Origin of the sequence: Pseudomonas sp. 2FG, from assembly GCF_005502935.1 — a bacterium.
In the GTDB taxonomy this organism is placed as follows: Bacteria; Pseudomonadota; Gammaproteobacteria; order Pseudomonadales; family Pseudomonadaceae; genus Aquipseudomonas.
The window spans coordinates 131616-154974 of sequence record NZ_SCMP01000008.1 but is presented as its reverse complement, the minus strand read 5'-3'; the positions used below and the strand labels follow the sequence as shown (position 1 = coordinate 154974).

Sequence of the window (23359 nt, the reverse complement as noted above, 5' to 3'; positions counted from 1 at the left end):
CTTTCGAACTGTTCGGCTGTCCCTTTCTGCTGGACCGCCATGCCGCTGCCCAGGCCACGAGCCTGGGCCAGCAGTTCACCTAACTCGGGCCCCTGAAAAATGAGCACATTCATCAGGTAGTAACTGTCGAGATCGGGATCGAGGGTCAGGTTGGAAGCATCGCCGACGTCGGTGATCAGGGCGATGGTGTCGCCGATCACCTTCGTGTGTAGCTCAAAACCATCCTCAAGAGACAGGCTGGTCGTTTGGTTCAGAAGGTCGCGGCAGGCCGCATTCAAGGCCGCCCATTGCTGGCTCGTTCGCAACGCGCTGCCCAGGCGCTGGTCGAGCTCGTCCATGCGCTTGAGATCGTTCTCGATCTCGGCGCTCTTGCCGGCCACTCTGTCCTTGAAGGAGCTATCGCCGCTCAACCAGGCGTTGGTCATGCCGCGGTGCTGTTGCAGATGCTTCAGGAGGCCAAGTAACGGGGTGTAATATTCCACGCCACGAAGCTCTTGCCGGGCGAATTCGACCCCCAGTGCGTCGATGGAGGACGCCATCTTGTAGGTCACCACGGCAAAAGGAAGCATGAAAACGGCACCCATCAATGCCAGTTTTTGCCAGATTTTAAGATTTTTCATTTACGCCCCCAAGACTGAAATGCCTGACATGGCAGCATCCTTTGCGGATCCCGCGCGGTTTCATCTGTGCATAGCCGATCCGCTTTGATCCCGTCTGTCGTGGCAGAAGCGGCAAAGTAGCGAAATAGGGGCTCCCTGGTTTCTAGAACAACAAGCCAGACTCTGACTTTGCAGCTTGTTTCGGTCGCCCCGACTTTCCGCGTGTCACAGGAAAAGGGGGGGCAGATTTACTTTTAATCTATGGACCGTCCCTCAGCATGGGTGCCGATGGCCGAGGGCATTGCTGCGGGGCGCCGCACTCTACTTACGCCGACCGCGCTGGCAAGTAGTCTAGACGATTGCCTGGTGGGTGCCCCAAGGAGCCCGGCAGATCCAAGCAGGAGCGCTTGTGTGAGGCCGTGGCGACGTTGCCGTTGCCTGCGCTGGACGTTTGGGCTAGGCAGCCTTCAGCTTTATCGCGCTCTGCCGCCGACAGCCGCTTCAGGACAAATTCGTCCGGTACTGCAGGGCTTCGGCCAGATGCGCGCGGCCGATGGCCTCGATCTGTTCCAGATCGGCCAGGGTGCGGGCGACCTTGAGCACTCGATGGGCCGAGCGCAGGGACAGGCCCAGGCGTTCACAGGCGCTTTCCAGCCAGGCCTGGTCGCTGCTACCGAGCGCGCAATGCTGGCGTAGGCCGGGCAAATCGAGAAAGGCATTGGCGCAGCCCTGGCGCTGTAGCTGCCGCTCGCGTGCCTGGGCGACCAGGCTGGCGGCACTCGCGCTGTCGGCGCCGGCCGCGCTCGGCACATGCAGCGCGGTGGTTTCCCGCGCCACGGTGAGGTGCAGGTCGATGCGGTCGAGCAGCGGCCCGGAGAGCTTGGCGCGGTAGCGCTGGACCTGCTCGGAGCTGCAGCGGCAACGGCCGCTCGGGTCACCCAGATAGCCGCACGGGCAGGGGTTCATCGCCGCGACCAGTTGAAAGCGGGCGGGGAAGCGCACCTTGTCCCGCGCCCGGGCAATGACGATCTGGCCGCTTTCCAGCGGCTCTCTTAACACTTCCAGGACCTTGCGATCGAACTCCGGCAGCTCATCGAGAAATAACACCCCCTGGTGCGCCAGGGTGATTTCGCCCGGCTGCGGCCGGCTGCCGCCGCCGACCAGCGCCGCCCCCGAGGCGCTGTGATGTGGATTACGGAATGGCCGCTGGGGCCAGGCGTTCAACGGCGTATGGCTGACCACCGACTGGATGGCGGCGACTTCCAAGGCTTCCCGCTCGTTCAGCGGCGGCAGCAGCCCGGGTAAGCGGCTGGCCAGCAGGGTCTTGCCGGTGCCGGGCGGACCGCTGAACAACAGGTTGTGCGAGCCGGCGGCCGCCACCAGCAGGGCGCGTTTGGCCGCGACCTGGCCCTGCACCTCGGCGAGGTCGGGGTAGGGCGCGGCGTGCCGCAGCAGGCCCTGGGCCTGGTAGGGCGCCAGCGGAGTCTGGCCGTTGAAGTGCGCCGCCAGCTCCAGCAGGTGGTCGGCGGCGATCACGACGAGGCCCGAGGCCAGGCAGGCTTCTTCGGCATTGGCGCGCGGCACCACCAAGGCGCGCCCGGCGGCGCGGGCGGCGAGCGCGGCGGGCAGCACGCCCTGCACCGGCCGCAGGGCGCCGGATAACGCGAGCTCGCCCAGGCATTCGACCTCGAGCAGCGCGGCGCCCGGCACTTGGCCGCTGGCGGAGAGAATGCCGAGGGCGATGGCCAGATCGAAGCGGCCGCCATCCTTGGGCAGGTCGGCGGGCGCCAGGTTCAAGGTGATGCGCCGTGGCGGGAAGTCGAAGCCGGAATTGAGGATGGCGCTGCGCACCCGGTCCTTACTTTCCTTGACCGCAGTTTCCGGCAAACCGACCAGCGCCAGCGACGGCAGGCCGTTGGCCAGATGGGCCTCGACTGTGACCGCCGGGGCTTCGACGCCGACTTGCGCGCGGCTATGGACGATGGCCAGAGACATGGATCACTCCTTGATCACATGCCGCTCACGCCGAGTGCGTTACTCGGTGGGCGGCGACAGTTTGGCTTCCAGCTCGGTGACTTTGGCTTCCAGGGCCTCCAGGCGCGCGCGGGTGCGCGCCAGCACGGCCATCTGGCTGTCGAATTCTTCCCGGCTGACCAGGTCCAGCTTGCTGAAACCGCTCTGCAACAGGGCTTTGAACTGTGTTTCGAACTCGCTACGCGGCAACGGACTATCGCCGTTGAACAGACGGGAGGCGTGAGCGCTGAGGGCATCGAGCAAGGCTTTGGGCGGCAGCATGGCGGGGTTCCGGATAAGACGGCCGGCAGTGTAACACGCAGCATCGCGTCTGAACGGGGGCGACGTTTTGCACGGTTTTAGGGCGCTAGTGGGGCGCAGTGCGCACTGTTGTTGTGCGTGACTCACTTGCGCAATCCGGTCACAGTGCGGCTTTCAGATGATAAATGCCTGAAAACCAAGCTTTTCACAGAGCTGGCAAGCTTTCTGCTTGGTGGCCTATGACGCATGCACCGATGCAGTTCGGTGCGTAAGGCGAAGCGGGGAGTTGTTTCGCCAAGAGCGATTGGTTGTTGTCGGAGTGGCCACAGCGAGGGTGCCCGATGCGTTACAAAGCCAGACACTGCGCTTAGACTTGAGCCGGGTTCGTTTTTCCTGGGGCAAGTCCACCAATACGGGAGAGAGTTTCATGAAGTTAGTCACTGCCATCATCAAACCGTTCAAGCTGGACGATGTGCGCGAGTCGCTGTCGGAGATCGGCGTGCAGGGCATCACCGTCACCGAAGTCAAAGGCTTCGGGCGGCAGAAGGGCCACACCGAGCTGTATCGCGGCGCCGAATACGTGGTCGACTTCCTGCCCAAGGTGAAGATCGACGTGGCCATCGCCGACGACCAACTGGATCGCGTGATCGAGGCCATCACCAAGGCCGCCAACACCGGCAAGATCGGTGACGGCAAGATCTTCGTGGTCAATCTGGAACAGGCCATCCGCATCCGTACCGGCGAAACCGGCACCGACGCAATCTAAGCCGCCGAACCCAACGCCCCAGGAGAAAACAATATGACTCTGCGTAAGCTCGCAGGGCTAGGAGCCCTGTTGTCCCTCGTTACCCCCGGTCTGGCCATGGCCGCTGACGAGGTTGTGTTGAATAGCGGTGATACCGCGTGGATGCTCGTCGCCAGCGCACTCGTACTGTTTATGACCATCCCCGGCCTGGCCCTGTTCTACGGCGGCATGGTCCGTTCGAAGAACATCCTCTCGGTGATGATGCAGTGTTTCGCCATCACCGGCCTGATCAGCATTCTGTGGGTCATCTACGGCTACAGCATCGCGTTCGACACCGCCGGTATGGAGCAGGGGGTGGTTAACTTCAACTCCTTCGTCGGCGGCCTGTCCAAGGCCTTCCTCGCCGGTGTCACGCCAGCGAGCCTGAGTTATGCCATCCCGGAAAGCGTGTTCATCGTCTTCCAGATGACCTTCGCCATCATCACGCCGGCGTTGATCGTCGGGGCTTTCGCCGAGCGCATGAAGTTCTCCGCGATGCTGATCTTCATGGCTATCTGGTTCACCCTGGTCTACGCACCGATCGCCCACATGGTCTGGAGCGGCAACGGCGGCCTGCTGTGGGACTGGGGTGTGTTGGACTTCGCCGGTGGCACCGTGGTGCATATCAACGCCGGTATCGCCGGTCTGGTGGCGTGCCTGGTGCTGGGCAAGCGCAAGGGCTACCCGACCACGGCGATGGCGCCGCACAACCTCGGCTACACCCTGATGGGCGCGGCCATGCTGTGGATCGGCTGGTTCGGCTTCAATGCCGGTTCCGCCGTTGCCGCCAACGGCACCGCTGGCATGGCCATGCTGGTCACCCAGATCGCCACCGCGGCGGCTGCCCTGGGCTGGATGTTCGCCGAATGGATCACTCACGATAAGCCGAGCGCTCTGGGCATCGCCTCGGGTGTGGTGGCCGGTCTGGTGGCCATCACTCCGGCGGCCGGCACCGTGGGCCCGATGGGCGCCTTGGTAATCGGTCTGGCGGCTGGGGTGATCTGCTTCTTCTGCGCCACCAGTCTGAAGCGCAAGCTCGGCTATGACGACTCCCTGGATGCCTTCGGCGTGCACGGTATCGGCGGCATCGTCGGCGCGCTGCTGACCGGCGTGTTCGCGGCGCCGGCACTGGGTGGCTTCGGCACTGTAGAAGACATCGCCGCACAAGTCTGGATCCAGTTCAAAGGTGTTGGTTTCACCGTGGTCTACACCGCCATCGTCACCTTCGTGATCCTCAAGGTGCTCGACCTGGTGATGGGCCTGCGCATCAGCGAAGAGGAAGAGACCGTTGGTCTCGACCTGGCTCAGCACAACGAGCGCGGCTATAACCTGTAAGCGTTCGGCGCTGCAAAAAATGCCCGGCAGTGCCGGGCATTTTGCTTTTTGCGGCCAGCCCGGGGGCAGCCTTCGCGTCTAGCCGCGGTTGCCGCATAACGGGACTCCGGCAATAAACAAAAGCCTCTAACAAGCACTCTTTGCTTTTTCTCGCAGCGCGCTAGAATGCGCGCCGAAACTGCGCAGATCCGTAGGTGGCAGCAGAGCCTGGTCAGCGCGCATCACGGCCGCGCGGCTCGGCCTCGTTGAGCCGCAACGAGAATGCAGCCCCGGCGGTCAGCTGAGCCTGCCGCTGGCAAGGAATTTATCTGGGCGAGCATCGCGATCACGCGGGTTCGCGCCGAGTGCTCGCCACCTTGCAGGGCGAGGCTCTTTGAATTTTTCCCGGCAACGTTCGAAAGCGGACGGAGCTGGGCTATAACTAACCTGCTTTGCGCAAGTCATGAGGTTAAACATGAGCGACGAAGACCTGGAACAAGACGAGCTGGAAGGTGGCGCCGAGGATGAAGGCGAGGAGCTGGCTGCCGCGGATGATGGCGCCGATGATGACGGCGATAGCGACGGCGAGCCGCTGGTCAAGTCGGGCAAGAAAGCCAAGGCGGCGGTCGACATCGAAGAGCTGCCGAGTATCGAGGCTAAGCAGAAGGAGCGTGATGCTCTAGAGCGTGCCATGCAGGAGTTTCTCTCGCGTGGCGGCAAGGTGCAGGAAGTCGAGCCGAACGTGGTGGCCGACCCGCCGAAGAAGCCGGACAGCAAATACGGCAGCCGGCCTATTTAAGTGCCCGGATGCTGATGCAAAAGCCCGCCGTTTGGCGGGCTTTTGCTTTCTGGAGTGCAGGCCCGGGCATCGCAAGCCTACGTCTTGGTCCATCCATGCAACACGGCCGGTAGTTCGGCCAGGCTATGAATCTCGGCATCAGGGCGCTCTGCGGCACTCCAGTCCTTGCGCTCAGGGTTGAACCAGATCGCGCGCATCCCGGCCTCACGTGCACCTTGAATGTCGTCACCGGGATGATCGCCGATATGCACGGCGGCGCTGGCGGCGACGCCGGCGCGCTGCAAGGCGGTAAGAAACGGGCGTGGATCGGGTTTACCGACCCCCAACTCTTCGGCGCACAGCGCGAACTGGAAATAGTCGGCCAGGCCCAGGCGGCGCACGTCGGCGTTGCCGTTGGTGATTACGCCGAGGATGAAGCGGCCGGCGAGGAGCTCCAGGGTCGGCACGGTCTCGGCAAAGAAGGTGATGCGATGGCGGGCATGGAGCATCGCCTGGAAGGCGCCCTCGGCCAGCGCCATGGCCTCCTGGTGAGGGTAGCCGACACCTTCCAGGGCGTGGAACAGCGTGCGGCGGCGCAGTTCGCTCAGGCGGTGCTTCAGCGTCGGCTCGCCTGCCAGCAGCTTGCTGCGGATGGCCCACAAATGCTCGACCGGCAATCCGCCCAGCTGCGGTGCGTGCAGTATCAGCCAGTCACGCATCGCGGCTTCCGCGCCTTCAATCACCGGGCGGTTGTCCCAGAGGGTGTCGTCGAGGTCGAAGGTAACTAGTTGAATGCTCATTCAGTCTTCTCAGGTGGAACGAGAGCTATTGGACTCATTGATCCGGCGTTGGAGCCGGCTCGGCCTGCTCATTTATGTTTTCTGAACTCTGCGGCCGCGCACGTTTTGGCCTTGTCTCATCTTCGCTTATAACGCTCGCGTGCTGTCCGGCTTTGGAGCGTTTGGCCCGTGGGTGGGCGCCATCATAGACCGCGGCCAGATGCTGGAAGTCCAGATGGGTGTAGATCTGCGTGGTGGCGATATCGGCATGCCCAAGCAACTCCTGCACCGCCCGCAGATCCTGCGAGGACTCAAGCATATGGCTGGCGAATGAGTGCCGCAGCATGTGTGGATGCAGATGCTGGCCCAGCTCGCGGACCCCGGCTTGGCGTACCCGCAGCTGAATCGCCCGCGGGCCCAAGCGGCGGCCCTGCTGGCTGATGAAGACCGCGCCATCCACGGGCTTGGCCAGGGCGCGCAGCGGCAGCCAGTGCTCCAGCGCCTGGCGGGCCATGCGCCCGACCGGCAGCACGCGGACCTTGCCGCCTTTACCGAGCACCTGCACCAGGCCGTCGGCCAGATCGAGTTGCTGCAGGTCCAGGCCGGTCAGCTCGGACAGGCGCAAGCCGGAGGAATAAAACAGTTCGAGCATGGCCTGGTCGCGACGGGCGATAAAGTCGTCCTCCACCGCGCCATCGAGCAGTTGCAGGGCGCGGTCGGCATCCAGCGTGCGCGGCAAACGGCGTTCGCGCTTCGGCGGGGACACGCCGTTGGCGGGATCATGCTGGCACACCCCTTGGCCGATCAGGAACTGGTAGAGGCCGCGGGTTGCCGAGAGCAGCCGGGCCAGGCTGCGCCCCGACAGGCCTTGCTGATGCAGGCGGGCGATGAAGCTGCGCAGGCTGCGCACATCGAGTTGGGCCCATGCGGTGATGGCCTGCTGGTCGCAGAGCTCGAGCAATTTCAGCAAATCACGTCGATAGGCCGCGAGGGTATGCGGCGACATCTGCCGCTCGCTGCGCAGGTGTTTCAGGTAGGCGTCCAGAGCGGCGTGCATGCATGAATGCTCCTGCGAGTGGCCGGCGCTGGCGGTGCGGTGCACCGGTTGGTGGCGACCTGCGGTCTATCCCAGCCTAGATTGCCTCAGCGTACCGAGCGTAGCGGCGTGGCGAAACGCGGCAAGACGCGGGCGAGGACTTCGGCGATGTAGCCGAGAAACAGTGTGCCGAGGGAGCTTTTGTAGTGCTGCGGATCGGCGCTGCCAATCGCCAGCACGCCATGCAGGCCTTGATAAGCCAGGGCGACCACGGCGGCGGAGCCGACGTTCTCGCGCTCGTCTTCGCCGAACAGGAAGGCCAGTTCATGGCTGCGCAGCACGCCACAGATGGTCTTGCCGCCGGCCAACAGCCCGCCTATGGCTTGATGGGCCTCGGCACTGCTGACCCAGCGCCCGACCGGCAGCGGCGTTTCATTGAACAGAATCAGGCTGACGAAAGGCACCTGGAACTCATGGCGCAGGCTGTCTTCCACCGCGCCGACCACTTCTTCCAGGCTTACCGCGTCGAGCAAATCGAGCACCAGCCGGCGGGTCTTGTCGAACAGCCGGTCGTTGTCGCGCGCCACGTCCATCAGTTGTGACAGGCGATGGCGCATCTCGATGTTGCGCTCGCGCAGCAGTTTGACCTGGCGCTCGACCAGCGACACCGCTTCACCGCGTTGATGCGGGATGCGCAGCTCGGGCAGCAGCTCGTCATGATCGACGAAGAACTCCGGATGGGCACGTAGATAGGCGGCGACCGCCTCGGAGTCGAGGGGCTGTGGCGGGTCCTGGCGCTTGTCGGTCATAGACGAACCTGTCCTTCGTAAACCCGGACGGCGGGTCCGGTCATCATAACCGGCTGCCCTGGCCCTGCCCACTCGAGGGAGAGGCGACCGCCGGGCAGCTCGATCTGCAGCGGCGAGTCCATCCAGCCCTGGCTGATGGCCGCGACCGCCGCGGCGCAGGCGCCGGTACCGCAGGCTTGCGTCTCACCGGTGCCGCGCTCCCAGACGCGCAATTTGGCTTGCTGGCGGTCGAGGACCTGGAGGAAGCCGACATTGACCCGCTGTGGAAAGCGCGGATGCTGTTCCAGCTTCGGCCCCAGGCTATGAACCGGCGCGCTGCCGACATCCTCCACCCGCAACACCGCATGCGGGTTGCCCATGGACACGGCGGCCAGCTCGACGCTTTGGCCGTCGACTTCGACCTGATAGCTCAAGGCTTGGCTGTCGGCCTGGAACGGAATCTGCGCCGGCGCCAGGCGCGGGGCGCCCATGTTGACGCTGATCTGCCCGTCCGTGCGGACATTCAGTTCGATGACCCCGGCCGAGGTTTCGACGCGGATTTCCCGCTTCATGGTCAGGCGCTTGTCCAGCACGAAACGGGCGAAGCAGCGGGCACCGTTACCGCATTGCTCCACTTCCGAGCCGTCGGCGTTGAAGATGCGGTAACGGAAATCCACCTCCGGGTTGGTCGGTGGCTCGACCAGCAGCAACTGATCGAAGCCGACCCCGGTATGGCGGTCGCCCCATTGTTTGGCGTGCTTGGGCAGGATGTGCGCGTGCTGGCTGACCAGGTCGAGGACCATGAAGTCGTTGCCCAGGCCGTGCATCTTGGTGAAACGCAGCAACATGACCGTCACTCCGGCAGCAGGCTTTCGCCGGCGTAGAGTTCTTGCACGGTCTCGCGGCGCCGCACTTCGAAAGCCTGCTCGCCATCCACCAGCACCTCGGCGCAGCGGCCGCGGGTATTGTAGTTGGAGCCCATGACAAAGCCGTAGGCACCGGCCGAACACACGGCCAGCAGATCGCCTTCGGCCAGCGTCAGTTCGCGGCCTTTGGCGAGGAAGTCGCCGGTCTCGCAGATCGGCCCGACTATGTCGTACAGGCGACTCTGGCCGTCGCGCGGCTGCACGGCGACCACGTCCATCCAGGCCTGGTACAGCGCAGGGCGGATCAGGTCGTTCATCGCCGCATCGACTATGGCGAAGTCTTTGTGTTCGGTGTGCTTGAGGTATTCGACCTGGGTCAACAGCACCCCGGCGTTGGCCACGATATACCGGCCCGGCTCGAACACCAGGGCCAGATCGCGCCCGGCGGTACGCGCGCGCACGGCCTGGATGTAGTCGCTGACGAGTGGCGGGGTTTCATCCTTGTAGCGCACACCGACTCCGCCGCCGAGATCCAGATGGCGAATGCGGATGCTGCGCTCGGCCAGACGGTCGATCAGCGCCAACAGGCGATCCAGGGCATCGAGGAACGGCGGCAGACTGGTCAGCTGCGAGCCGATATGGCAGTCGACGCCGATCACCTGCAGATTCGCCAGTTCATTCGCGCGGGCGTACACGGCCTCGGCATCGGCGATGGCGATGCCGAATTTGTTTTCTTTCAGACCGGTGGAAATGTACGGGTGGGTGCCGGCATCGACATCCGGGTTGACCCGCAGCGACACCGGGGCCTGCACGCCCAGTTCGGCGGCGACCAGTTGCAGGCGCTCCAGCTCGTCGGTGGATTCGACATTGAAACAGTGCACACCGACCTGCAGGGCGCGGCGCATGTCGTCGCGGGTCTTACCGACGCCGGAGAAGACGATCTTGCTCGGCTCGCCACCGGCGGCCAGGACGCGTTCCAACTCGCCACGGGAGACGATGTCGAAACCCGCGCCGAGACGCGCCAGGACATTCAGTACCGCGAGGTTGGAGTTGGCTTTTACCGCGTAGCAGACCAGGTGCGGGACGCCGTTCAAGGCATCGGCATAGGCGTGGTACTGCGCGGCGATATGCGCCCGTGAGTAGACATAGGTCGGCGTGCCAAAGCGCTCGGCGATGGCGGACAGCGCCACACCCTCCGCGAACAGCTGACCTGCGCGGTAATTGAAGGCGTGCATACCGCCTCCTTAGTGGGTGTGTTCAGCAGCGGGTTGATCTTCGTCTGGCAGGTACAGCGGGCCTTTCTGGCCGCACCCGGTGAGCAACGAAGAGACGGCGACGAGCGCGATAAGGGCAGTAAGTAGCCGCTTCATGGCGGAATCCTTGTAAAAGCAGTGATTGCGCCGGAGTATACCGGCCCCCCGACGCCTTGCCTATGCGCCAAGGCTCCCGTCCGACGGGGCTTGCGGCTAGGATGACGGACTAAAAAGGCGCCTCGATGGAGAATCCCGCACCGCTCGCCAGCGCGGTTTCGCTCGCCTATTTGCAGGGCCTGCTGGATTACCTGGGCCGGCAGGGTGTCGAGCCCGGCGCGCCGCTGGCCCCCGGCGACCCTGGCCAATGAGCCGCCGCGCTCAGGTTTTAGCGTTGACTCCGCGCACCTTGCAGCGCCGTCTGCGCGAGACCGGGTTATCATTCGGCCAGCTCGTCGATGAAACGTGCCGGCAGTTGGTGTTGCACTCTCTGCGCGATCCGACGTTGGCGCGGGCGGATATCGCCTTTTTGGTCGGTTTCAGCGAGCCCGCGCGTGCCGACGTTGGCCCGGACAAAGTCCCGCCGACTATCGTCGTCACTTGTGACCCACATGCCGTGGCCGATGCAGCAAGCCCGCCGGGAGCGGGTGCTGCCAACCCTTTTCCCGAGGTAACGCGTAATGAGTTTGACCGAAGCCCGCTTCCACGATCTGGTGGATGCCACCCAGCAGGCCGTGGAAGACATTTTCGATGACAGCGGCCTGGATCTCGACCTGGAGAACTCGGCGGGCATTCTTACCGTGCGCTTTGAGAACGGTACCCAGCTAATCCTCAGTCGTCAGGCGCCGATTCGTCAGCTCTGGGTGGCGGCGCGTTCGGGCGGTTTCCACTTCGATTACGATCAGGCCAGCGACCGCTGGATCTGCGACAGCAGCGATGAGCTGCTGGGGGAGATGTTGGCGCGTATTGCTCTGGAACAGGCGGGCGAGGCGCTTGAGTTTGAAGAGCTCTGATTGCGCCATGGCCGCGGCAGCGGTGAGCGTTACCGCGCCAGCGGCGGATGAGCTGGTGGCCTCGCCCTGTCGCCGCGCGTGTTGCCTGGACGAGCAGGATATCTGCATCGGCTGCGGTCGCCTGCTCGCGGAAATCCGCGAATGGAAGGCGGCCGACAGCCGCCGCCGGCGGGAAATCTGCCGGGTCGCACAGACCCGTGTGCGTCCGTCGCCGCTGAGTGGGGGCTGACCACCACCAGCCTTGTTTATCTGTTTGGCTGTGATACGGTCGGCCTACACCTCGCCCAGCTGAGGTTCGTCAAAACCCCGTCTTCGGCCGGGGTTTTGCTTTTTCTGCGTCCGTCGTCAGGAGAGTCGCCGCCATCATGAGCACACCGTCGATCACCATCACCCGTCTGGATTTGCAGCGCCTGGAGCGTTTGCTCGAGAGCTTGGACGATTTCGGCCCCGGCGCTAAGGCCCTGGAACAGGAGCTGGCGCGCGCCTAGGTGGTCGGTCACGACGAAGTGCCGGCGGGTGTGGTGACGATGAATTCGCGGGTGTTCTGCCGCGACGAAGGCAACGGCAAGGAACATCACCTGACCCTGGTCTACCCGCAGGACGCTGGTAGCGAGGGTACGGTGTCGATCCTCGCGCCCGCGTCGCCGGCAGCTTGAGGGCTGCGACGACGGGAGATGGGTGCTGTTTAGGCGGGTTCTTCGACCGTCAGGATGGTCAGCAGGCCTTGTGCATGCCCTGCCGCATCCAGGCCGAGGCTGGTCAGGTAACCGCCATCCGGTTGGGTGATCAGGCCTTTATCGTGCAGTCGCAGCGCGGCGGCAACAGCCTCGGGTGAGGCAGTCTGATGAACCTTGAGACCTTCCAAGGTGTTGGCCAGGTTGAACAGCGCAAGAATTTCCAGTTCGGCAATCAGCTCAGGGGTAAAGGACATGTTCGCTCCAGGCTCTTGTAGTTGTACGCCGGCCATCCGCGATGTCCGGCTGGAGTAGCCCCGCCGCAACGGGCGGGGGCGTTTTGCCAGTGTAGCGAGGAGTTGCTCGCCGTGTTGGGTTTTACGACTGGCGTCAGGTTTCAAGACTTTGCCGATAACGGCCATTGCGCGGAATAAGACCGTAGGTTGGGTCAGACTCTCAGGATTCTTCCGGCAGTTCCGGTAGCGCGCGCAGGGCTTGCTCATACCAGGCGCTGTCGAAGGGACGATCCTCATCCAGCATGGCGTCGATTTCGTGGGCCAGCACCAGCGCCATCAATTGCAGGATCTCTTCGCGCGGGTAGCCGACCAGAGTCAGTTTATTGAAGGTGGCTTTGGCCGCTGGCGGGTTATCGGTCTCGATCTGATTCTCGATGGCCTGGGTCAGGGTGGCTTCGGCGAAGGCTTCTTCGCTCTCATCGTGCTCGCTCATGGGCGGACTCCTGCGGAATGAACCGGCAGTTTGCCACGAGTGGCGGCTGGTTGCTGTGGCGCGAGCATTCACGATTCTGATGCTCGTGGGCGCCGGCGCGACGTCGGCTTATAAGGGGGGGATGCCCACCCCATACGGCTCGGAGGTTCTCATGCTCAAGCTCTACGGCTTCGCGGTCAGCAACTACTTCAACATGGTCAAACTGGCGCTGCTGGAGAAGGGTGTGCCCTTCGAGGTGGTCGCCATCCATGGCGGCCAGAGCGACGAGTTCCTCGCCATCAGCCCGCGCGGCAAGGTGCCGGTGTTGCAGACCGAGCAGGGCTTTATCAACGAAACCAGCGTGATCCTCGATTATCTGGAAGACCGCCAGACAGGCCAGCCCCTGCTGCCGACCGAGCCTTACGCGCGCGCCTATGTGCGCGCATTGATGCGCGAGATCGAGCTGTATGTCGAACTGCCGGCGCGCGCCTGCTACCTCGAAGCGTTCTTCGGTGGGCGGGTCGATGAGGCGATCAAGGCCAAGGCCAAAGGCGATCTGCTGGCAGGGGTCGCCACTCTCAAGCGCCACGGCAAGTTCGGCCCCTATGTGGCCGGCGAGCGGTTCAGCCTGGCGGATATCTACTTCCTCTACAGCTTGGACCTGGCCTGTGCGGTGGCGAAGAAGATGTTCGAGCTCGATCTGCTGGCCGACTTTCCCGCCGCCCAAGCGCTGTTCGCTCTGCTCAACCAGAACCCGCATGTACAGCGGGTGGCGGCGGACAGGGATGCCGAGATGGCGGAGTTTTTGGCGAAGGCGCGGGGAGGGAAGTAAGAGGGAGGTATACGGCGCAACAATGCCTTGCGGTCATTGCGCCGTACGTTGTCGCACTAGCTGAATAAGCGGCGCGGATTAACGTCCGGCCAGCAACTCTTTACCGCGTACTACCGCCGCGCGTACCTGGTTCGGCGCGGTGCCGCCGATATGGTCGCGGGCATTCACCGAGCCCTCCAGGGTCAGCACGGCGAACACATCCTGATCGATCTGGTCGCTGAATTTGCGCAGCTCTTCCAGGCTCATCTCGGCCAGGTCCTTGCCAGACTCCACGCCATACTTCACCGCATGGCCGACTATTTCGTGGCAGTCGCGGAAGGGCAGGCCCTTGCGTACCAGGTAATCGGCCAGGTCGGTGGCGGTGGAGAAGCCGCGCAGGGCCGCTTCGCGCATGCTGGCGTGCTTGGGCTTGAGCGCCGGGATCATGTCGGCGAAGGCGCGCAGGCTGTCGCGCAGGGTGTCGGCGGCGTCGAACAGCGGTTCCTTGTCTTCCTGGTTGTCCTTGTTGTAGGCCAGCGGCTGGCCTTTCATCAGGGTCAGCAGGCCCATCAGCGCGCCGAACACGCGGCCGGATTTGCCACGCACCAGCTCCGGGACGTCGGGGTTCTTCTTTTGCGGCATGATCGAGCTGCCGGTGCAGAAGCGATCCGGCAGGTCGATGAACTGGAACTGCGCGCTGGTCCAGAGCACCAGCTCTTCGGAGAAGCGCGACAGGTGCATCATCGCCAGGCTCGCGGCGGCGCAGAATTCGATGGCGAAGTCGCGATCCGAGACGCCATCGAGGGAGTTGCCGCCAACGGCGTCGAAACCCAGGAGTTCGGCGGTGATCTCGCGCTGGATCGGGTAGGTGGTGCCGGCCAGGGCAGCGCTGCCCAGCGGCATGCGGTTGGTGCGTTTGCGGCAATCGACCAGGCGCTCGTAGTCACGCGAGAGCATCTCGAACCAGGCCAGCAGGTGATGGCCGAAGGTGACGGGCTGGGCGGTTTGCAGGTGGGTGAAGCCGGGCATGATGGTGGCCGCTTCGCGCTCGGCCTGTTCCAGCAGTCCCTGCTGCAGGCGGGTGATTTCACCCAGGATCAGGTCGATCTCGTCACGCAGCCACAGGCGGATGTCGGTGGCGACCTGATCGTTGCGGCTGCGGCCGGTGTGCAGTTTCTTGCCGGTAACGCCGATACGGTCGGTCAGGCGCGCCTCGATATTCATGTGCACGTCTTCCAGATCGACGCGCCAGTCGAAGCTGCCGGCCTCGATTTCAACCTGGATCTGCTGGAGGCCGGCCTCGATGGCATCGCGCTCTTCCATGGTCAGTACGCCGACCTTGGCCAGCATGCTGGCGTGGGCGATGGAACCCATGATGTCGTGGCGATAGAGGCGCTGGTCGAAGTTGACGGAGGCGGTGAAGCGGGCGACGAAGGCGTCGACGGGCTCGCTGAAGCGGCCGCCCCAGGATTGGTTGGTCTTCTCAATGCTCATGGGATTCGCTCGGCTGATGCGCAAAAACGGGCGGGCCGCGAGTGGCAGCCTGCATGGCGGACAAAGTGTGCCGATAATAGCAGGGTAAAAGGCAAATTCGCCGCGGCGCTTTGTCGTCTTGCGCCGCGCCTGGCTGACTGGGCAGTGTTGCGCCGGTCACAGTTTTTAGTGCGGTCGGGTATTTCAGTGCTTTATTTAGCTTGAGCGGCGCGAGTTCGCTTGCCGCCATACCGGCCTCCACGGAAACTGTGCCGATGCGTATCGACTGGTTCAAAAATAACAACAACACGACCGCCCATGGCGAATTCTTCCTGCCCGAGTTGTGCCTGCCCGAAGCCTTGCTGGTGCTGGTGCTGCTCGCCGAACTGCTGGTGCTGGTGCTGGTGCTGGCCGAACCGATGCAGCCGGGGTTCAACTGGGTGCGCCTGGCCCTGACCTCCTTGTTCGTGCAGTGGATAGTGCTGCTCTCGGCCGCCTTGCTCTGTCGCCTGCGCCCGTTGCTGGCGCGTTTGCCCGCCGCCCTTGCGGGCATGCTGTGTTGCCTGATCGTGGTCGGGCTGGCGCTGGGCTGCACCGCGGTCGCCGATTATTACGATCTGGGCGGACCCTTGCCGCGCAGTGGCGAGGTCAACCTGTACCTGCGTCATGCGCTGATCAGCCTGATCATGTCCGCGCTGCTGCTACGCTATTTCTATCTGCAGAGCCAATGGCGTCGGCAGCAACAGGCGGAGCTCAAGGCGCGCATCGAGTCGTTGCAAGCGCGGATCCGCCCCCATTTCTTGTTTAACAGCTTGAACAGCATCGCCAGCCTGGTGGTGATCGATCCGTACAAGGCCGAGCAGGCGGTGCTGGATTTGTCCGATCTGTTTCGCGCCAGTCTGGCCAAGCCCGGCAGCCTGGTGTCTTGGAGTGAGGAGTTGGAGCTGAGCAAACGTTACCTGTCGATCGAACACTATCGTCTGGGCGAGCGTCTCCAGCTGGAGTGGCTGGTGGCGGGGGTGCCGGACGATTTGCCGATCCCGCAACTGACCTTGCAGCCGCTGCTGGAGAATGCCTTGATCTATGGCATTCAGCCGCGCATCGGGGGGGGCATGGTGCGGGTCGAGGCCGACTATAACGAGGGGGTGTTCCAGCTGTGCGTCAGCAATCCCTATGACGAGGGCGGTGAGCAAAAACCCTCGCGGGGTACTCAGCAGGCGTTGGTGAATATAGATGCGCGTCTCGCGGCACTTTTTGGCTCGCGCGCGAGTCTCAGCGTGGATCGCCGTGACGGGCGCCACTTCACCTGTCTACGCTATCCTTGTGCGAGACCTACGCAGGAAGCCAGAGCAATATGAATGTCCTGATCGTCGATGATGAGCCCCTTGCCCGTGAGCGCCTGAGCCGAATGGTCAGTGAGCTCGATGGCTATCGTGTCCTGGAGCCCAGCGCCAGCAATGGCGAAGAGGCGTTGACGCTGATCGACAGCCTGAAACCCGATGTGGTGTTACTCGATATCCGCATGCCGGGGCTGGATGGTTTGCAAGTGGCGGCCAAACTCTGCGAGCGCGAGGCGCCGCCGGCGGTGATCTTCTGCACCGCCCATGATGAGTTTGCGATCGAGGCGTTTCAGGTCAGTGCGGTCGGCTATTTGGTCAAGCCGGTGCGCCCGGAAAGCTTGATCGAGGCCTTGAAGAAGGCCGAACGGCCTAATCGCGTGCAACTCGTGGCGTTGACCCGGCCGGCGGCGGAAAGCGGCAACGGCCCACGCAGCCATATCAGCGCGCGCACCCGCAAAGGTATCGAGCTGATTCCGTTGGATCAGGTGATCTTCTTTATCGCCGACCACAAATACGTCACCTTGCGCCATGAAGGCGGCGAGGTGTTGCTGGATGAGCCGCTGAAGGCGCTGGAAGACGAATTCGGTGATCGTTTCGTGCGTATCCATCGCAATGCCCTGGTCGCCCGTGAGCGCATCGAGCGCCTGCAACGCACGCCGCTCGGGCATTTCCAGCTGTTCCTCAAGGGTCTTAACGGCGATGCGCTGATCGTCAGTCGCCGGCATGTGGCCGGCGTGCGCAAGCTGATGAACAACCTCTGATCGTGCGTCACTCGTCGGGCTGACTTAAGATACCTAAGTTCCCTACGTTCGAGAGTCGCCATGCCGTCCCGCGAAATCCGTATCGCCACCCGCAAAAGTGCCTTGGCCCTCTGGCAGGCCGAGTACGTCAAAGCCCGCCTGGAAACATTTCACCCGGGGCTGAACGTCAGCCTGGTGCCGATGGTCAGTCGCGGCGACAAGCTGCTCGACTCGCCGTTGTCGAAAATTGGCGGCAAAGGCCTGTTCGTTAAAGAACTGGAAACCGCACTGCTGGAGCATGAAGCGGACATCGCCGTGCACTCGATGAAAGACGTGCCGATGGACTTCCCCGAAGGTCTCGGTCTCTACTGCATCTGCGAGCGCGAAGACCCGCGCGATGCCTTCGTCTCCAATCGCTACGACAGCCTGGCGGCATTGCCGGTCGGCAGCGTGGTCGGCACCTCCAGCTTGCGGCGCCAGACTCAACTGCTGGCGTTGCGGCCGGATCTGCAGATTCGTTTCCTGCGTGGCAACGTCAACACCCGGCTGGCCAAGCTGGATGCCGGTGAGTACGACGCCATCATCCTCGCCGCGGCGGGCCTGATTCGTCTCGGGTTTGGCGAGCGTATCCGCTCCAGTATCAGTGTGCTCGACAGCCTGCCGGCGGGCGGTCAGGGCGCGGTCGGCATCGAATGCCGCAGCGCGGATAGCGAGATTCATGCCCTGCTGGCGCCCTTGCACCATCGCGATACCGCCCTGCGGGTGAGTGCCGAGCGTGCGCTCAACAAGCGCCTCAACGGTGGCTGTCAGGTGCCGATCGCCTGCTACGCCGAGCTGGACGGCGAGCAGTTGTGGCTGCGCGGTTTGGTCGGCCAGCCGGATGGCGGCCTGCTCCTGCGCGCCGAAGCCCGTGGCTCGCTTGCCGAGCCGGAAGAGTTGGGTGTGCGGGTCGCCGAAGACCTCTTGGCGCAGGGCGCGGCGGCCATCCTCGAGGGCGTCTACGGCGAGGTCGATCACCCGTGACCGCCTGGCGTCTGCTGTTGACCCGTCCCGCCGAGGAGTGTGCGGCGCTGGCTGCCAGCCTGGCCGAACAGGCGATCTTCAGCAGCAGCCTGCCACTCCTGGATATCGAGCCACTGGCGGAGACCCCGCAGCAGCGGGCGACCATCCTCGAGTTGGATCGCTACTGCGCGGTGATTGTGGTCAGCAAGCCGGCCGCGCGTTTGGGGCTTGAGCTGCTCGACCGTTACTGGCCGCAGCCCTTGGCGGATCAGCCGTGGTTCAGCGTCGGCGCCGCCACGGCGCAGATTCTCGAAGACTACGGCTTGCCCGTGACCTGCCCTTCAGGCGGTGACGACAGCGAGGCCCTGCTCGCGCTGCCGCAGTTGCGTGCGGCCTTGGCGGTACCTACGCCGCGAGTGCTGATCCTGCGTGGCGAAGGTGGTCGCGAAGCCCTTGCCGAGTGCTTGCGCGGTCAAGGTGTGACGGTCGATTATCTGCAACTCTATCGGCGTCGTCTGCCGGACTATCCGGCGGCAACCCTGCTGGAGCGGATCGCCGCGGAGCGCTTGAATGGCCTGGTGGTCAGCAGTGGCGAGGGGTTTGCCCACCTGCGCCAGTTGGCTGCGGATGCCTGGCCCGAGCTGGCGCGGTTACCCTTGTTTGTACCGAGCCCGCGGGTCGCCGAGTTGGCGCGTGCCGCCGGCGCTCGAACGGTTGTGGACTGCCGTGGCGCGAGTGCCGCGGCGTTGCTGGCAGCTTTGCAGACTCAGTCTGCACCTGCCCTCTGATGTAGGAAGGATACGTGAGCGAAGCAACCTCCCCGAAAGACGCTACCCAGCCCGCGCTCGATGCGCCCACATCGGCTGCCAAGAGCCCTGAGCGACGGGGTAATGGCCTGGCCGTGCTGGCCCTGTTTCTCGGCGCCGCGGGCGTGGCGGCTGGCGGCTGGGGCTGGTGGCAGGTGCGTAGCTTGCAGGCGCATGACCAGGAGCAACTCGCGCAGCTGGAGGATGCCCGTGGCCAGACTCAGGCGCTGACCCTGCGTGAGCAAAGCCTGGCTGCACGCCTGGCCGAGCTGCCGTTGCCCGAGGAGCTGGAAGCCCGCCGACGTCTGCTGGCCCAGTTGCAGGGCGATCAACAGCACTTAAGCCAGCGCCTCGAAAGCGTGCTCGGCGCCAGCCGTCAGGACTGGCGTCTGGCCGAAGCCGAGCACCTGCTGCGTCTGGCCAGCCTGCGCCTGTCGGCGCTGCAGGACATCAACAGCGCCAAGGTGCTGGTGCAGGGCGCCGATGAGATTCTCCGCGATCAGGATGACCCTGCCGCCTTCGCGGCTCGTGAGCAACTGGCGAAGAGCCTGGCAGCCTTGCGTAGCCTGGCGGCCCTGGATCGCACCGGCCTGTTCCTGCAGCTTGGCGCGTTGCGCGCCCAGGCCGCGCAGCTGAGTGCGTTGGCGCCGGTGTTTGTCAGCACTGGCGAGCAGCTCGGGCTGGCCGCCGAAGGCGATGGCAGCAGCCGTTGGGCGCAGTGGTGGGAAAAGATTTCGCGTTACATCCGCATCGACTTCAATGCCGACCGGAACATCCGTCCGCTGCTGGCCGGCCAGAGCCTGACGCAGGTCCGCCTGGCGCTGACGCTGGCGCTGGAGCAAGCGCAGTGGGCCGCGTTGAACGGTCAGCCAGAGGTTTATCAGCAGGCGCTGAAGCAAGCGCGCAGCGTGCTGGAGAGTCATTTCAATCAGGACAACCCGGATAGTCAGGCCCTGCTTGCGCGCATCGACGAGCTGAGCAGCCAGCCGGTGGCCGTCGAGATGCCGGATCTGGCTCCCGCGTTGAGCGCGGTGCAAGCCTATCTGCAACAGCGCCAGGCGCCGGCAAAAGCTTTGCAGCAGCCCACGAGCGATGAGCTGGAGGAAGCCAGCCCATGAAGCGTCTGTTGCTGATTCTCCTCGTGTTCATCGCTGCGGCGGCGTTGCTTGGCCTGGCGATCGCCGAGCACGCGGGCTATGTGCTGATCGCCTATAAGGGTTTTCGCTACGAGTCGAGCCTCTGGGCGGCAGTGGCAGTAGTGGCGCTGCTCTGGCTGTTGGTTTACGGCGCGCGCTGGCTGTTCAGTCTGGTGTTTGTCTCGGGGGGCGTGGTCAATCCCTGGTCGCGCCGCAATCGTAGTCGCCGCGTGCAACTGGCGGCGCAGCAGGGTCTGCTGGATCTCGCGGAGGGTCGCTGGGCTCGCGCCTTGCGACACTTACAACGGGCCGCAGAAGGCGAGCGGCAGCCGCTGACCTATTACCTCGGTGCTGCGCGAGCGGCCAATGAACTGGGCCAGCATGAAGAGAGCGACGCCCTGTTGGAGCGGGCTCTGGAACGCCAGCCGCAGGCCGAGTTGGCGATTGCCTTGGCCCATGCCGAGCTGCAGCAGGCGCGCGGGCAGGCCGATGCGGCGCTGGAAACCCTGCAGGTCATGCGCGAGCGCCATCCCCATCATCGACAAGTGCTGCGTCAGCTGCAGCAGCTGTATCGGCAGCGCGGCGACTGGTCGGCACTGCTCGCCTTGTTGCCGGAGTTGCGTAAGGACAAGGCGCTAGCGGAGTCCGAGTTGCTAGCGCTCGAGCGCCAAGCCTGGAGCGCGCGGCTGGTGACTGCCGGGCAGGATGGTTTGAACGGCGGTGAAACGGCGCTGCAGCCGCTGACGCAGGCCTGGCAGCAGTTGTCCAAGGCGCAACGCGGCGAGCCGCAGCTGATCGCCGTGTATGCCGAACAGCTGCGGGCCTTGGGTGCCCAGGAAGAGGCCGAAGAAGTGCTGCGCACTGCACTGCAGCGCAACTACGACAGTCGCCTGGCGAGGCTCTATGGCCTGGTGCGGGGTCGTGACCCGGTGCGCCAGCTGCAAACGGCCGAAAGCTGGCTGAAACAGCAACCCCGTGATGCCGACCTGCTGTTGAGCCTCGGCCGTCTGTGCCTACAGAATCACCTGTGGGGCAAGGCCAAGGAATACTTCGAGAGCAGCCTGAGCTTTGCGCGCGACCCGCAAGCCTGCGCGGAGCTGGCTCGGTTGCTGGCTCAGCAGGGCGAAGTCGAACGCAGCAATCAGCTGTTTCAGGAAGGTCTCGGCCTGCTTGATCAGCGTTTGCCGCTCTTGCCCTTGCCGGAGTCGGTGCACGTCTGAGGTTCTGGAGGTGGAGCGCTGCCGCGGCAATCCACCTTGTGCCTGCGCTGTAGTGTCGCGGTGTTTGCGCCACTCGATTGGGCGTTGCGCCGCAGAGCGCCTGGCACGGGCAACGCCAAAATGTCTGCGCTCTGCAGGTGATCCGGGCGGGCTCGCGCCGGCTGAGCCAAGGTGCTGTCAGCAACTGACGCATGGTGGCCTGCGCCGGATGGCTGCCCCCTCTGGCCGAGCGGCTTGGCTTGTAAGCGCCTGGCGCTTTCCACTACCGTAACGACCTTTCCCTGCCTCCATTGGAGTCGTCATGCCGCTGGCCAGTCCGCGTTCGTTGTTTCTTCTTGCCTTTCTTGCTTGCGTCGCCCTGATGGGCGGGGCGCTGTATCTGGAGCATGTGCTGGGGCTCGAACCTTGCCCTCTGTGCATCGTGCAGCGCGTCTGCGTGATGGCTTTCGGAGTGATCTGCCTGATTGCCGCACTGCATGCGCCTGGGCGGACTGGGGTGCGGACCTATTCGGTATTGGCACTGCTCAGTGCGCTGGCGGGTGCTGCGACTGCTGGGCGTCAGGTGTGGCTGCAGAACGTCCCGGCCGAGGAATTGCCGGCCTGTCTGCCGAGCCTGGATTACATGATGGAGGCCCTGCCATTTCAGGACATAGTGCGCCTGGTGCTGCACGGCACCGCCGATTGCGCCGAGGTCAGCTGGACACTGTTTGGCATGAGCATTCCAGAGTGGAGCTTGTTGGCCTTCGCCGGCATGCTCGTGTTCGCCTTGTTCCAATTGCTCCGGCGCGCTTGAGCAGGTGCGGGGCGATTGCGCTCGCGAGTGGGCGCGTTATCCTAAAGCTGCCGGTCTACTGTGGTGCGGTGTTGGGCGTGGGTCGATTCGGGTGAGTTTCTGCAAGCCAAGCCGTGTGCGGGGTGTCGATTAAACGCTCGTATGAATTCTTCTCCGCGGGTGCCTTGAAGGCGCTGTCTGGCGAGCTTAATCTGGCCTGCACATGCCGCCGGAATATTGCCGTTTCGGCGTTGCCTTCCCAAGACCAAGCACCGATTGACAAAAAATCGTCGCGGAGCAGACGTATAACAGCATTATCGATAAGGGAAGTGAGGTCATCATGCTCGAGAGCTGCCAGAACGCCCAAGAACGCTGGGGTGGGGTTCATCTGCTAATCGACCGTTGGTTGCAAGAGCGCCATGAACTGGTGCGCGCCTACGATGTTCTCAACGACAGTCCACAGCCGCCTGCCGCCAATGCGCAAGCCCTACTGAGGTTCTGTGAGGTGCTGGTCGACTATGTCTCGGCCGGACACTTCGAGGTCTACGAACAGCTGACCGGCGAGGCGAAAGCCTTCGGCGATCAGCGGGGGCTCGAGTTGGCCAAGCAGATCTATCCACGGATTGAAGCCATCACCGAAGCCGCGCTGTCGTTCAACGACCGTTGCGATAACGGCGACTGCCGCGACAGCGTGTCTTTGGGGGCCGAGCTCGAGCGTCTCGGTCAGCTCTTGCATGAGCGCTTCGAGCTGGAAGATTGCCTGATCGAAGTCCTGCACACCGCGCATCAACAACAGACTGCGCCAGCCGTCTGAGTGGCCGTTGGCGGAACCGCTGCTCAGTCGGCGGTTCCGAGCAACTCCAGTGCAAATACCCGTGGCGCATAGGGCGGGATCGGGTCGCCAGTACCTTCGGCACCCTAGGCCCGGGTTGACGGAGTCGCCAGGCGCCACTTCGCGTCGAGTGGGATCTCTTGCAGCGCTGTGCGCCAACCCGCGATTGCACTGTCCAGGCGGAACCACTGTGGTTCGGCACTCTCATCGAACACACTGCCATCGGCCAAGCAGCCGACATAAAGTACCTGCACTTTGCTGGTTGCCATTGGCTTGCCGCCGTGTCCGCGCCGTAGCTCGATGCGCAGCACGCCGCCAGGCAATTCGCGCACCCCGGCTCTAGCTTTTTCGTTGGCGAGAAAAC

At 63.9% G+C, this 23359-nt stretch carries 26 protein-coding genes and 5 pseudogenes; 18 read left to right on the top strand and 13 right to left on the bottom strand.

Going from position 1 to position 23359, the window contains the following annotated elements:
• Positions 1-1100 precede the first annotated feature (1100 nt).
• Entirely contained in the window at positions 1101-2594 is a 1494-nt protein-coding gene (locus FFS13_RS10420; protein WP_137819030.1) for a YifB family Mg chelatase-like AAA ATPase, read from the bottom strand.
• Positions 2595-2633: 39 nt separating this feature from the next.
• Positions 2634-2894, bottom strand: a complete 261-nt coding sequence (locus tag FFS13_RS10415) for an accessory factor UbiK family protein (RefSeq protein WP_119953263.1) — start codon at positions 2892-2894, stop codon at positions 2634-2636.
• A 406-nt stretch (positions 2895-3300) separates the two neighbouring features.
• Between FFS13_RS10415 and glnK the strand changes: the two genes are divergently transcribed.
• The 4 genes and pseudogenes from glnK to sutA all read left to right on the top strand — a co-directional run bounded on the left by glnK (position 3301) and on the right by sutA (position 5770).
• Entirely contained in the window at positions 3301-3639 is a 339-nt protein-coding gene (glnK, locus tag FFS13_RS10410) for a P-II family nitrogen regulator (RefSeq protein ID WP_003457590.1), read from the top strand.
• Between the two features lie 33 nt (positions 3640-3672).
• Positions 3673-4992, top strand: a complete 1320-nt coding sequence (locus FFS13_RS10405) for an ammonium transporter (protein ID WP_137819029.1) — start codon at positions 3673-3675, stop codon at positions 4990-4992.
• Between the two features lie 293 nt (positions 4993-5285).
• Positions 5286-5369 (top strand): annotated as a pseudogene (locus tag FFS13_RS10400) (YjbQ family protein); the annotation flags it as partial.
• Between the two features lie 77 nt (positions 5370-5446).
• Positions 5447-5770, top strand: coding sequence for a transcriptional regulator SutA (gene sutA / locus FFS13_RS10395; RefSeq protein WP_137819028.1), 324 nt, complete (start codon positions 5447-5449; stop codon positions 5768-5770).
• A 77-nt stretch (positions 5771-5847) separates the two neighbouring features.
• Here the strand turns inward: sutA and FFS13_RS10390 are convergent, their stop codons facing one another.
• The 6 genes and pseudogenes from FFS13_RS10390 to FFS13_RS10365 form a co-directional block, all read right to left on the bottom strand.
• Positions 5848-6549, bottom strand: a complete 702-nt coding sequence (locus tag FFS13_RS10390) for an HAD family hydrolase (protein ID WP_137819027.1) — start codon at positions 6547-6549, stop codon at positions 5848-5850.
• Positions 6550-6706: 157 nt separating this feature from the next.
• Positions 6707-7585: pseudogene (xerC, locus tag FFS13_RS10385) on the bottom strand (tyrosine recombinase XerC); the annotation flags it as partial.
• A gap of 86 nt (positions 7586-7671) precedes the next feature.
• Positions 7672-8373: a DUF484 family protein gene (locus FFS13_RS10380; RefSeq protein WP_137819025.1), complete on the bottom strand. Its 702-nt coding sequence runs from the start codon at positions 8371-8373 to the stop codon at positions 7672-7674.
• Complete coding sequence (dapF, locus tag FFS13_RS10375) at positions 8370-9200, bottom strand: diaminopimelate epimerase (protein WP_137819024.1); 831 nt, start codon at positions 9198-9200, stop codon at positions 8370-8372. The genes FFS13_RS10380 and dapF overlap by 4 nt, the downstream gene beginning before the upstream one ends.
• Positions 9201-9205: 5 nt before the next feature.
• Positions 9206-10453, bottom strand: a complete 1248-nt coding sequence (lysA, locus tag FFS13_RS10370) for a diaminopimelate decarboxylase (protein ID WP_137819023.1) — start codon at positions 10451-10453, stop codon at positions 9206-9208.
• Positions 10454-10462: 9 nt separating this feature from the next.
• Positions 10463-10588, bottom strand: coding sequence for a lipoprotein (locus FFS13_RS10365; RefSeq protein ID WP_137819022.1), 126 nt, complete (start codon positions 10586-10588; stop codon positions 10463-10465).
• Positions 10589-10713: 125 nt separating this feature from the next.
• On the opposite strand from FFS13_RS10365, the gene FFS13_RS20100 reads away from it, so the two are divergent.
• The 5 genes and pseudogenes from FFS13_RS20100 to FFS13_RS10345 all read left to right on the top strand — a co-directional run.
• The gene (locus tag FFS13_RS20100) at positions 10714-10839 is read left to right on the top strand and encodes a hypothetical protein (RefSeq protein WP_256657865.1); all 126 of its coding nucleotides are present in this window, start codon (positions 10714-10716) and stop codon (positions 10837-10839) included.
• Between the two features lie 8 nt (positions 10840-10847).
• Positions 10848-11074, top strand: a pseudogene (locus FFS13_RS20095) (helix-turn-helix domain-containing protein); the annotation flags it as partial.
• Between the two features lie 74 nt (positions 11075-11148).
• Positions 11149-11481, top strand: a complete 333-nt coding sequence (gene cyaY, locus FFS13_RS10355) for an iron donor protein CyaY (protein WP_137819021.1) — start codon at positions 11149-11151, stop codon at positions 11479-11481.
• Positions 11482-11488: 7 nt separating this feature from the next.
• Positions 11489-11710, top strand: a complete 222-nt coding sequence (locus FFS13_RS10350) for a DUF1289 domain-containing protein (RefSeq protein WP_137819075.1) — start codon at positions 11489-11491, stop codon at positions 11708-11710.
• A 133-nt stretch (positions 11711-11843) separates the two neighbouring features.
• A pseudogene (locus FFS13_RS10345) lies at positions 11844-12131 on the top strand (nucleoside diphosphate kinase regulator); the annotation flags it as partial.
• Positions 12132-12166: 35 nt separating this feature from the next.
• On the opposite strand, the gene FFS13_RS10340 reads toward FFS13_RS10345, so the two are convergent.
• Positions 12167-12412 (bottom strand): TIGR02647 family protein, encoded by a 246-nt coding sequence (locus FFS13_RS10340; RefSeq protein WP_137819020.1) that lies wholly within the window; start codon positions 12410-12412, stop codon positions 12167-12169.
• Positions 12413-12611: 199 nt separating this feature from the next.
• Positions 12612-12884, bottom strand: a complete 273-nt coding sequence (locus FFS13_RS10335) for a hypothetical protein (RefSeq protein WP_137819019.1) — start codon at positions 12882-12884, stop codon at positions 12612-12614.
• Positions 12885-13035: 151 nt separating this feature from the next.
• Between FFS13_RS10335 and FFS13_RS10330 the strand changes: the two genes are divergently transcribed.
• The gene (locus tag FFS13_RS10330; RefSeq protein ID WP_137819018.1) at positions 13036-13695 is read left to right on the top strand and encodes a glutathione S-transferase family protein; all 660 of its coding nucleotides are present in this window, start codon (positions 13036-13038) and stop codon (positions 13693-13695) included.
• A gap of 78 nt (positions 13696-13773) precedes the next feature.
• Here the strand turns inward: FFS13_RS10330 and argH are convergent, their stop codons facing one another.
• Together argH and FFS13_RS10320 are read right to left on the bottom strand one after the other, a co-directional pair.
• Positions 13774-15168 (bottom strand): argininosuccinate lyase, encoded by a 1395-nt coding sequence (gene argH / locus FFS13_RS10325; protein ID WP_137819017.1) that lies wholly within the window; start codon positions 15166-15168, stop codon positions 13774-13776.
• Positions 15158-15397, bottom strand: coding sequence for a hypothetical protein (locus FFS13_RS10320; protein ID WP_137819016.1), 240 nt, complete (start codon positions 15395-15397; stop codon positions 15158-15160). The genes argH and FFS13_RS10320 overlap by 11 nt, the downstream gene beginning before the upstream one ends.
• A 25-nt stretch (positions 15398-15422) precedes the next feature.
• Between FFS13_RS10320 and FFS13_RS10315 the strand changes: the two genes are divergently transcribed.
• From FFS13_RS10315 to rsd, 8 genes are all read left to right on the top strand, one after another.
• On the top strand, positions 15423-16505 hold the full coding sequence (locus tag FFS13_RS10315; RefSeq protein WP_137819015.1) for a sensor histidine kinase: 1083 nt from the start codon (positions 15423-15425) through the stop codon (positions 16503-16505).
• Positions 16502-17248, top strand: a complete 747-nt coding sequence (locus FFS13_RS10310) for a LytTR family DNA-binding domain-containing protein (RefSeq protein ID WP_137819014.1) — start codon at positions 16502-16504, stop codon at positions 17246-17248. The genes FFS13_RS10315 and FFS13_RS10310 overlap by 4 nt, the downstream gene beginning before the upstream one ends.
• A 60-nt stretch (positions 17249-17308) precedes the next feature.
• A complete protein-coding gene (gene hemC / locus FFS13_RS10305) occupies positions 17309-18250 on the top strand; it encodes a hydroxymethylbilane synthase (protein WP_137819013.1) in 942 nt (313 codons plus the stop codon).
• The gene (locus FFS13_RS10300) at positions 18247-19017 is read left to right on the top strand and encodes a uroporphyrinogen-III synthase (protein ID WP_137819012.1); all 771 of its coding nucleotides are present in this window, start codon (positions 18247-18249) and stop codon (positions 19015-19017) included. Before hemC ends, FFS13_RS10300 begins: the two co-directional genes overlap by 4 nt.
• Before the next feature lie 14 nt (positions 19018-19031).
• Entirely contained in the window at positions 19032-20153 is a 1122-nt protein-coding gene (locus FFS13_RS10295; protein WP_137819011.1) for a uroporphyrinogen-III C-methyltransferase, read from the top strand.
• Entirely contained in the window at positions 20150-21391 is a 1242-nt protein-coding gene (locus FFS13_RS10290; protein ID WP_137819010.1) for a heme biosynthesis HemY N-terminal domain-containing protein, read from the top strand. Before FFS13_RS10295 ends, FFS13_RS10290 begins: the two co-directional genes overlap by 4 nt.
• A 301-nt stretch (positions 21392-21692) precedes the next feature.
• Positions 21693-22184, top strand: coding sequence for a disulfide bond formation protein B (locus tag FFS13_RS10285; RefSeq protein ID WP_137819009.1), 492 nt, complete (start codon positions 21693-21695; stop codon positions 22182-22184).
• A gap of 319 nt (positions 22185-22503) precedes the next feature.
• Positions 22504-22977: a sigma D regulator gene (rsd, locus tag FFS13_RS10280; protein ID WP_137819008.1), complete on the top strand. Its 474-nt coding sequence runs from the start codon at positions 22504-22506 to the stop codon at positions 22975-22977.
• Positions 22978-23000: 23 nt separating this feature from the next.
• Here rsd and FFS13_RS10275 read toward each other — a convergent pair.
• Positions 23001-23357 (bottom strand): annotated as a pseudogene (locus tag FFS13_RS10275) (FKBP-type peptidyl-prolyl cis-trans isomerase); the annotation flags it as partial.
• Positions 23358-23359: the final 2 nt, after the last annotated feature.

Coding starts and splice junctions, on each gene's coding strand:
- FFS13_RS10420 (WP_137819030.1), bottom strand. CDS start 2,594: ATGTCTCTGGCCATCGTCCATAGCCGCGCGCAAGTCGGCGTCGAAGCC.
- FFS13_RS10415 (WP_119953263.1), bottom strand. CDS start 2,894: ATGCTGCCGCCCAAAGCCTTGCTCGATGCCCTCAGCGCTCACGCCTCC.
- glnK (WP_003457590.1), top strand. CDS start 3,301: ATGAAGTTAGTCACTGCCATCATCAAACCGTTCAAGCTGGACGATGTG.
- FFS13_RS10405 (WP_137819029.1), top strand. CDS start 3,673: ATGACTCTGCGTAAGCTCGCAGGGCTAGGAGCCCTGTTGTCCCTCGTT.
- sutA (WP_137819028.1), top strand. CDS start 5,447: ATGAGCGACGAAGACCTGGAACAAGACGAGCTGGAAGGTGGCGCCGAG.
- FFS13_RS10390 (WP_137819027.1), bottom strand. CDS start 6,549: ATGAGCATTCAACTAGTTACCTTCGACCTCGACGACACCCTCTGGGAC.
- FFS13_RS10380 (WP_137819025.1), bottom strand. CDS start 8,373: ATGACCGACAAGCGCCAGGACCCGCCACAGCCCCTCGACTCCGAGGCG.
- dapF (WP_137819024.1), bottom strand. CDS start 9,200: ATGTTGCTGCGTTTCACCAAGATGCACGGCCTGGGCAACGACTTCATG.
- lysA (WP_137819023.1), bottom strand. CDS start 10,453: ATGCACGCCTTCAATTACCGCGCAGGTCAGCTGTTCGCGGAGGGTGTG.
- FFS13_RS10365 (WP_137819022.1), bottom strand. CDS start 10,588: ATGAAGCGGCTACTTACTGCCCTTATCGCGCTCGTCGCCGTCTCTTCG.
- FFS13_RS20100 (WP_256657865.1), top strand. CDS start 10,714: ATGGAGAATCCCGCACCGCTCGCCAGCGCGGTTTCGCTCGCCTATTTG.
- cyaY (WP_137819021.1), top strand. CDS start 11,149: ATGAGTTTGACCGAAGCCCGCTTCCACGATCTGGTGGATGCCACCCAG.
- FFS13_RS10350 (WP_137819075.1), top strand. CDS start 11,489: ATGGCCGCGGCAGCGGTGAGCGTTACCGCGCCAGCGGCGGATGAGCTG.
- FFS13_RS10340 (WP_137819020.1), bottom strand. CDS start 12,412: ATGTCCTTTACCCCTGAGCTGATTGCCGAACTGGAAATTCTTGCGCTG.
- FFS13_RS10335 (WP_137819019.1), bottom strand. CDS start 12,884: ATGAGCGAGCACGATGAGAGCGAAGAAGCCTTCGCCGAAGCCACCCTG.
- FFS13_RS10330 (WP_137819018.1), top strand. CDS start 13,036: ATGCTCAAGCTCTACGGCTTCGCGGTCAGCAACTACTTCAACATGGTC.
- argH (WP_137819017.1), bottom strand. CDS start 15,168: ATGAGCATTGAGAAGACCAACCAATCCTGGGGCGGCCGCTTCAGCGAG.
- FFS13_RS10320 (WP_137819016.1), bottom strand. CDS start 15,397: ATGGCGGCAAGCGAACTCGCGCCGCTCAAGCTAAATAAAGCACTGAAA.
- FFS13_RS10315 (WP_137819015.1), top strand. CDS start 15,423: ATGCGTATCGACTGGTTCAAAAATAACAACAACACGACCGCCCATGGC.
- FFS13_RS10310 (WP_137819014.1), top strand. CDS start 16,502: ATGAATGTCCTGATCGTCGATGATGAGCCCCTTGCCCGTGAGCGCCTG.
- hemC (WP_137819013.1), top strand. CDS start 17,309: ATGCCGTCCCGCGAAATCCGTATCGCCACCCGCAAAAGTGCCTTGGCC.
- FFS13_RS10290 (WP_137819010.1), top strand. CDS start 20,150: ATGAAGCGTCTGTTGCTGATTCTCCTCGTGTTCATCGCTGCGGCGGCG.
- FFS13_RS10285 (WP_137819009.1), top strand. CDS start 21,693: ATGCCGCTGGCCAGTCCGCGTTCGTTGTTTCTTCTTGCCTTTCTTGCT.
- rsd (WP_137819008.1), top strand. CDS start 22,504: ATGCTCGAGAGCTGCCAGAACGCCCAAGAACGCTGGGGTGGGGTTCAT.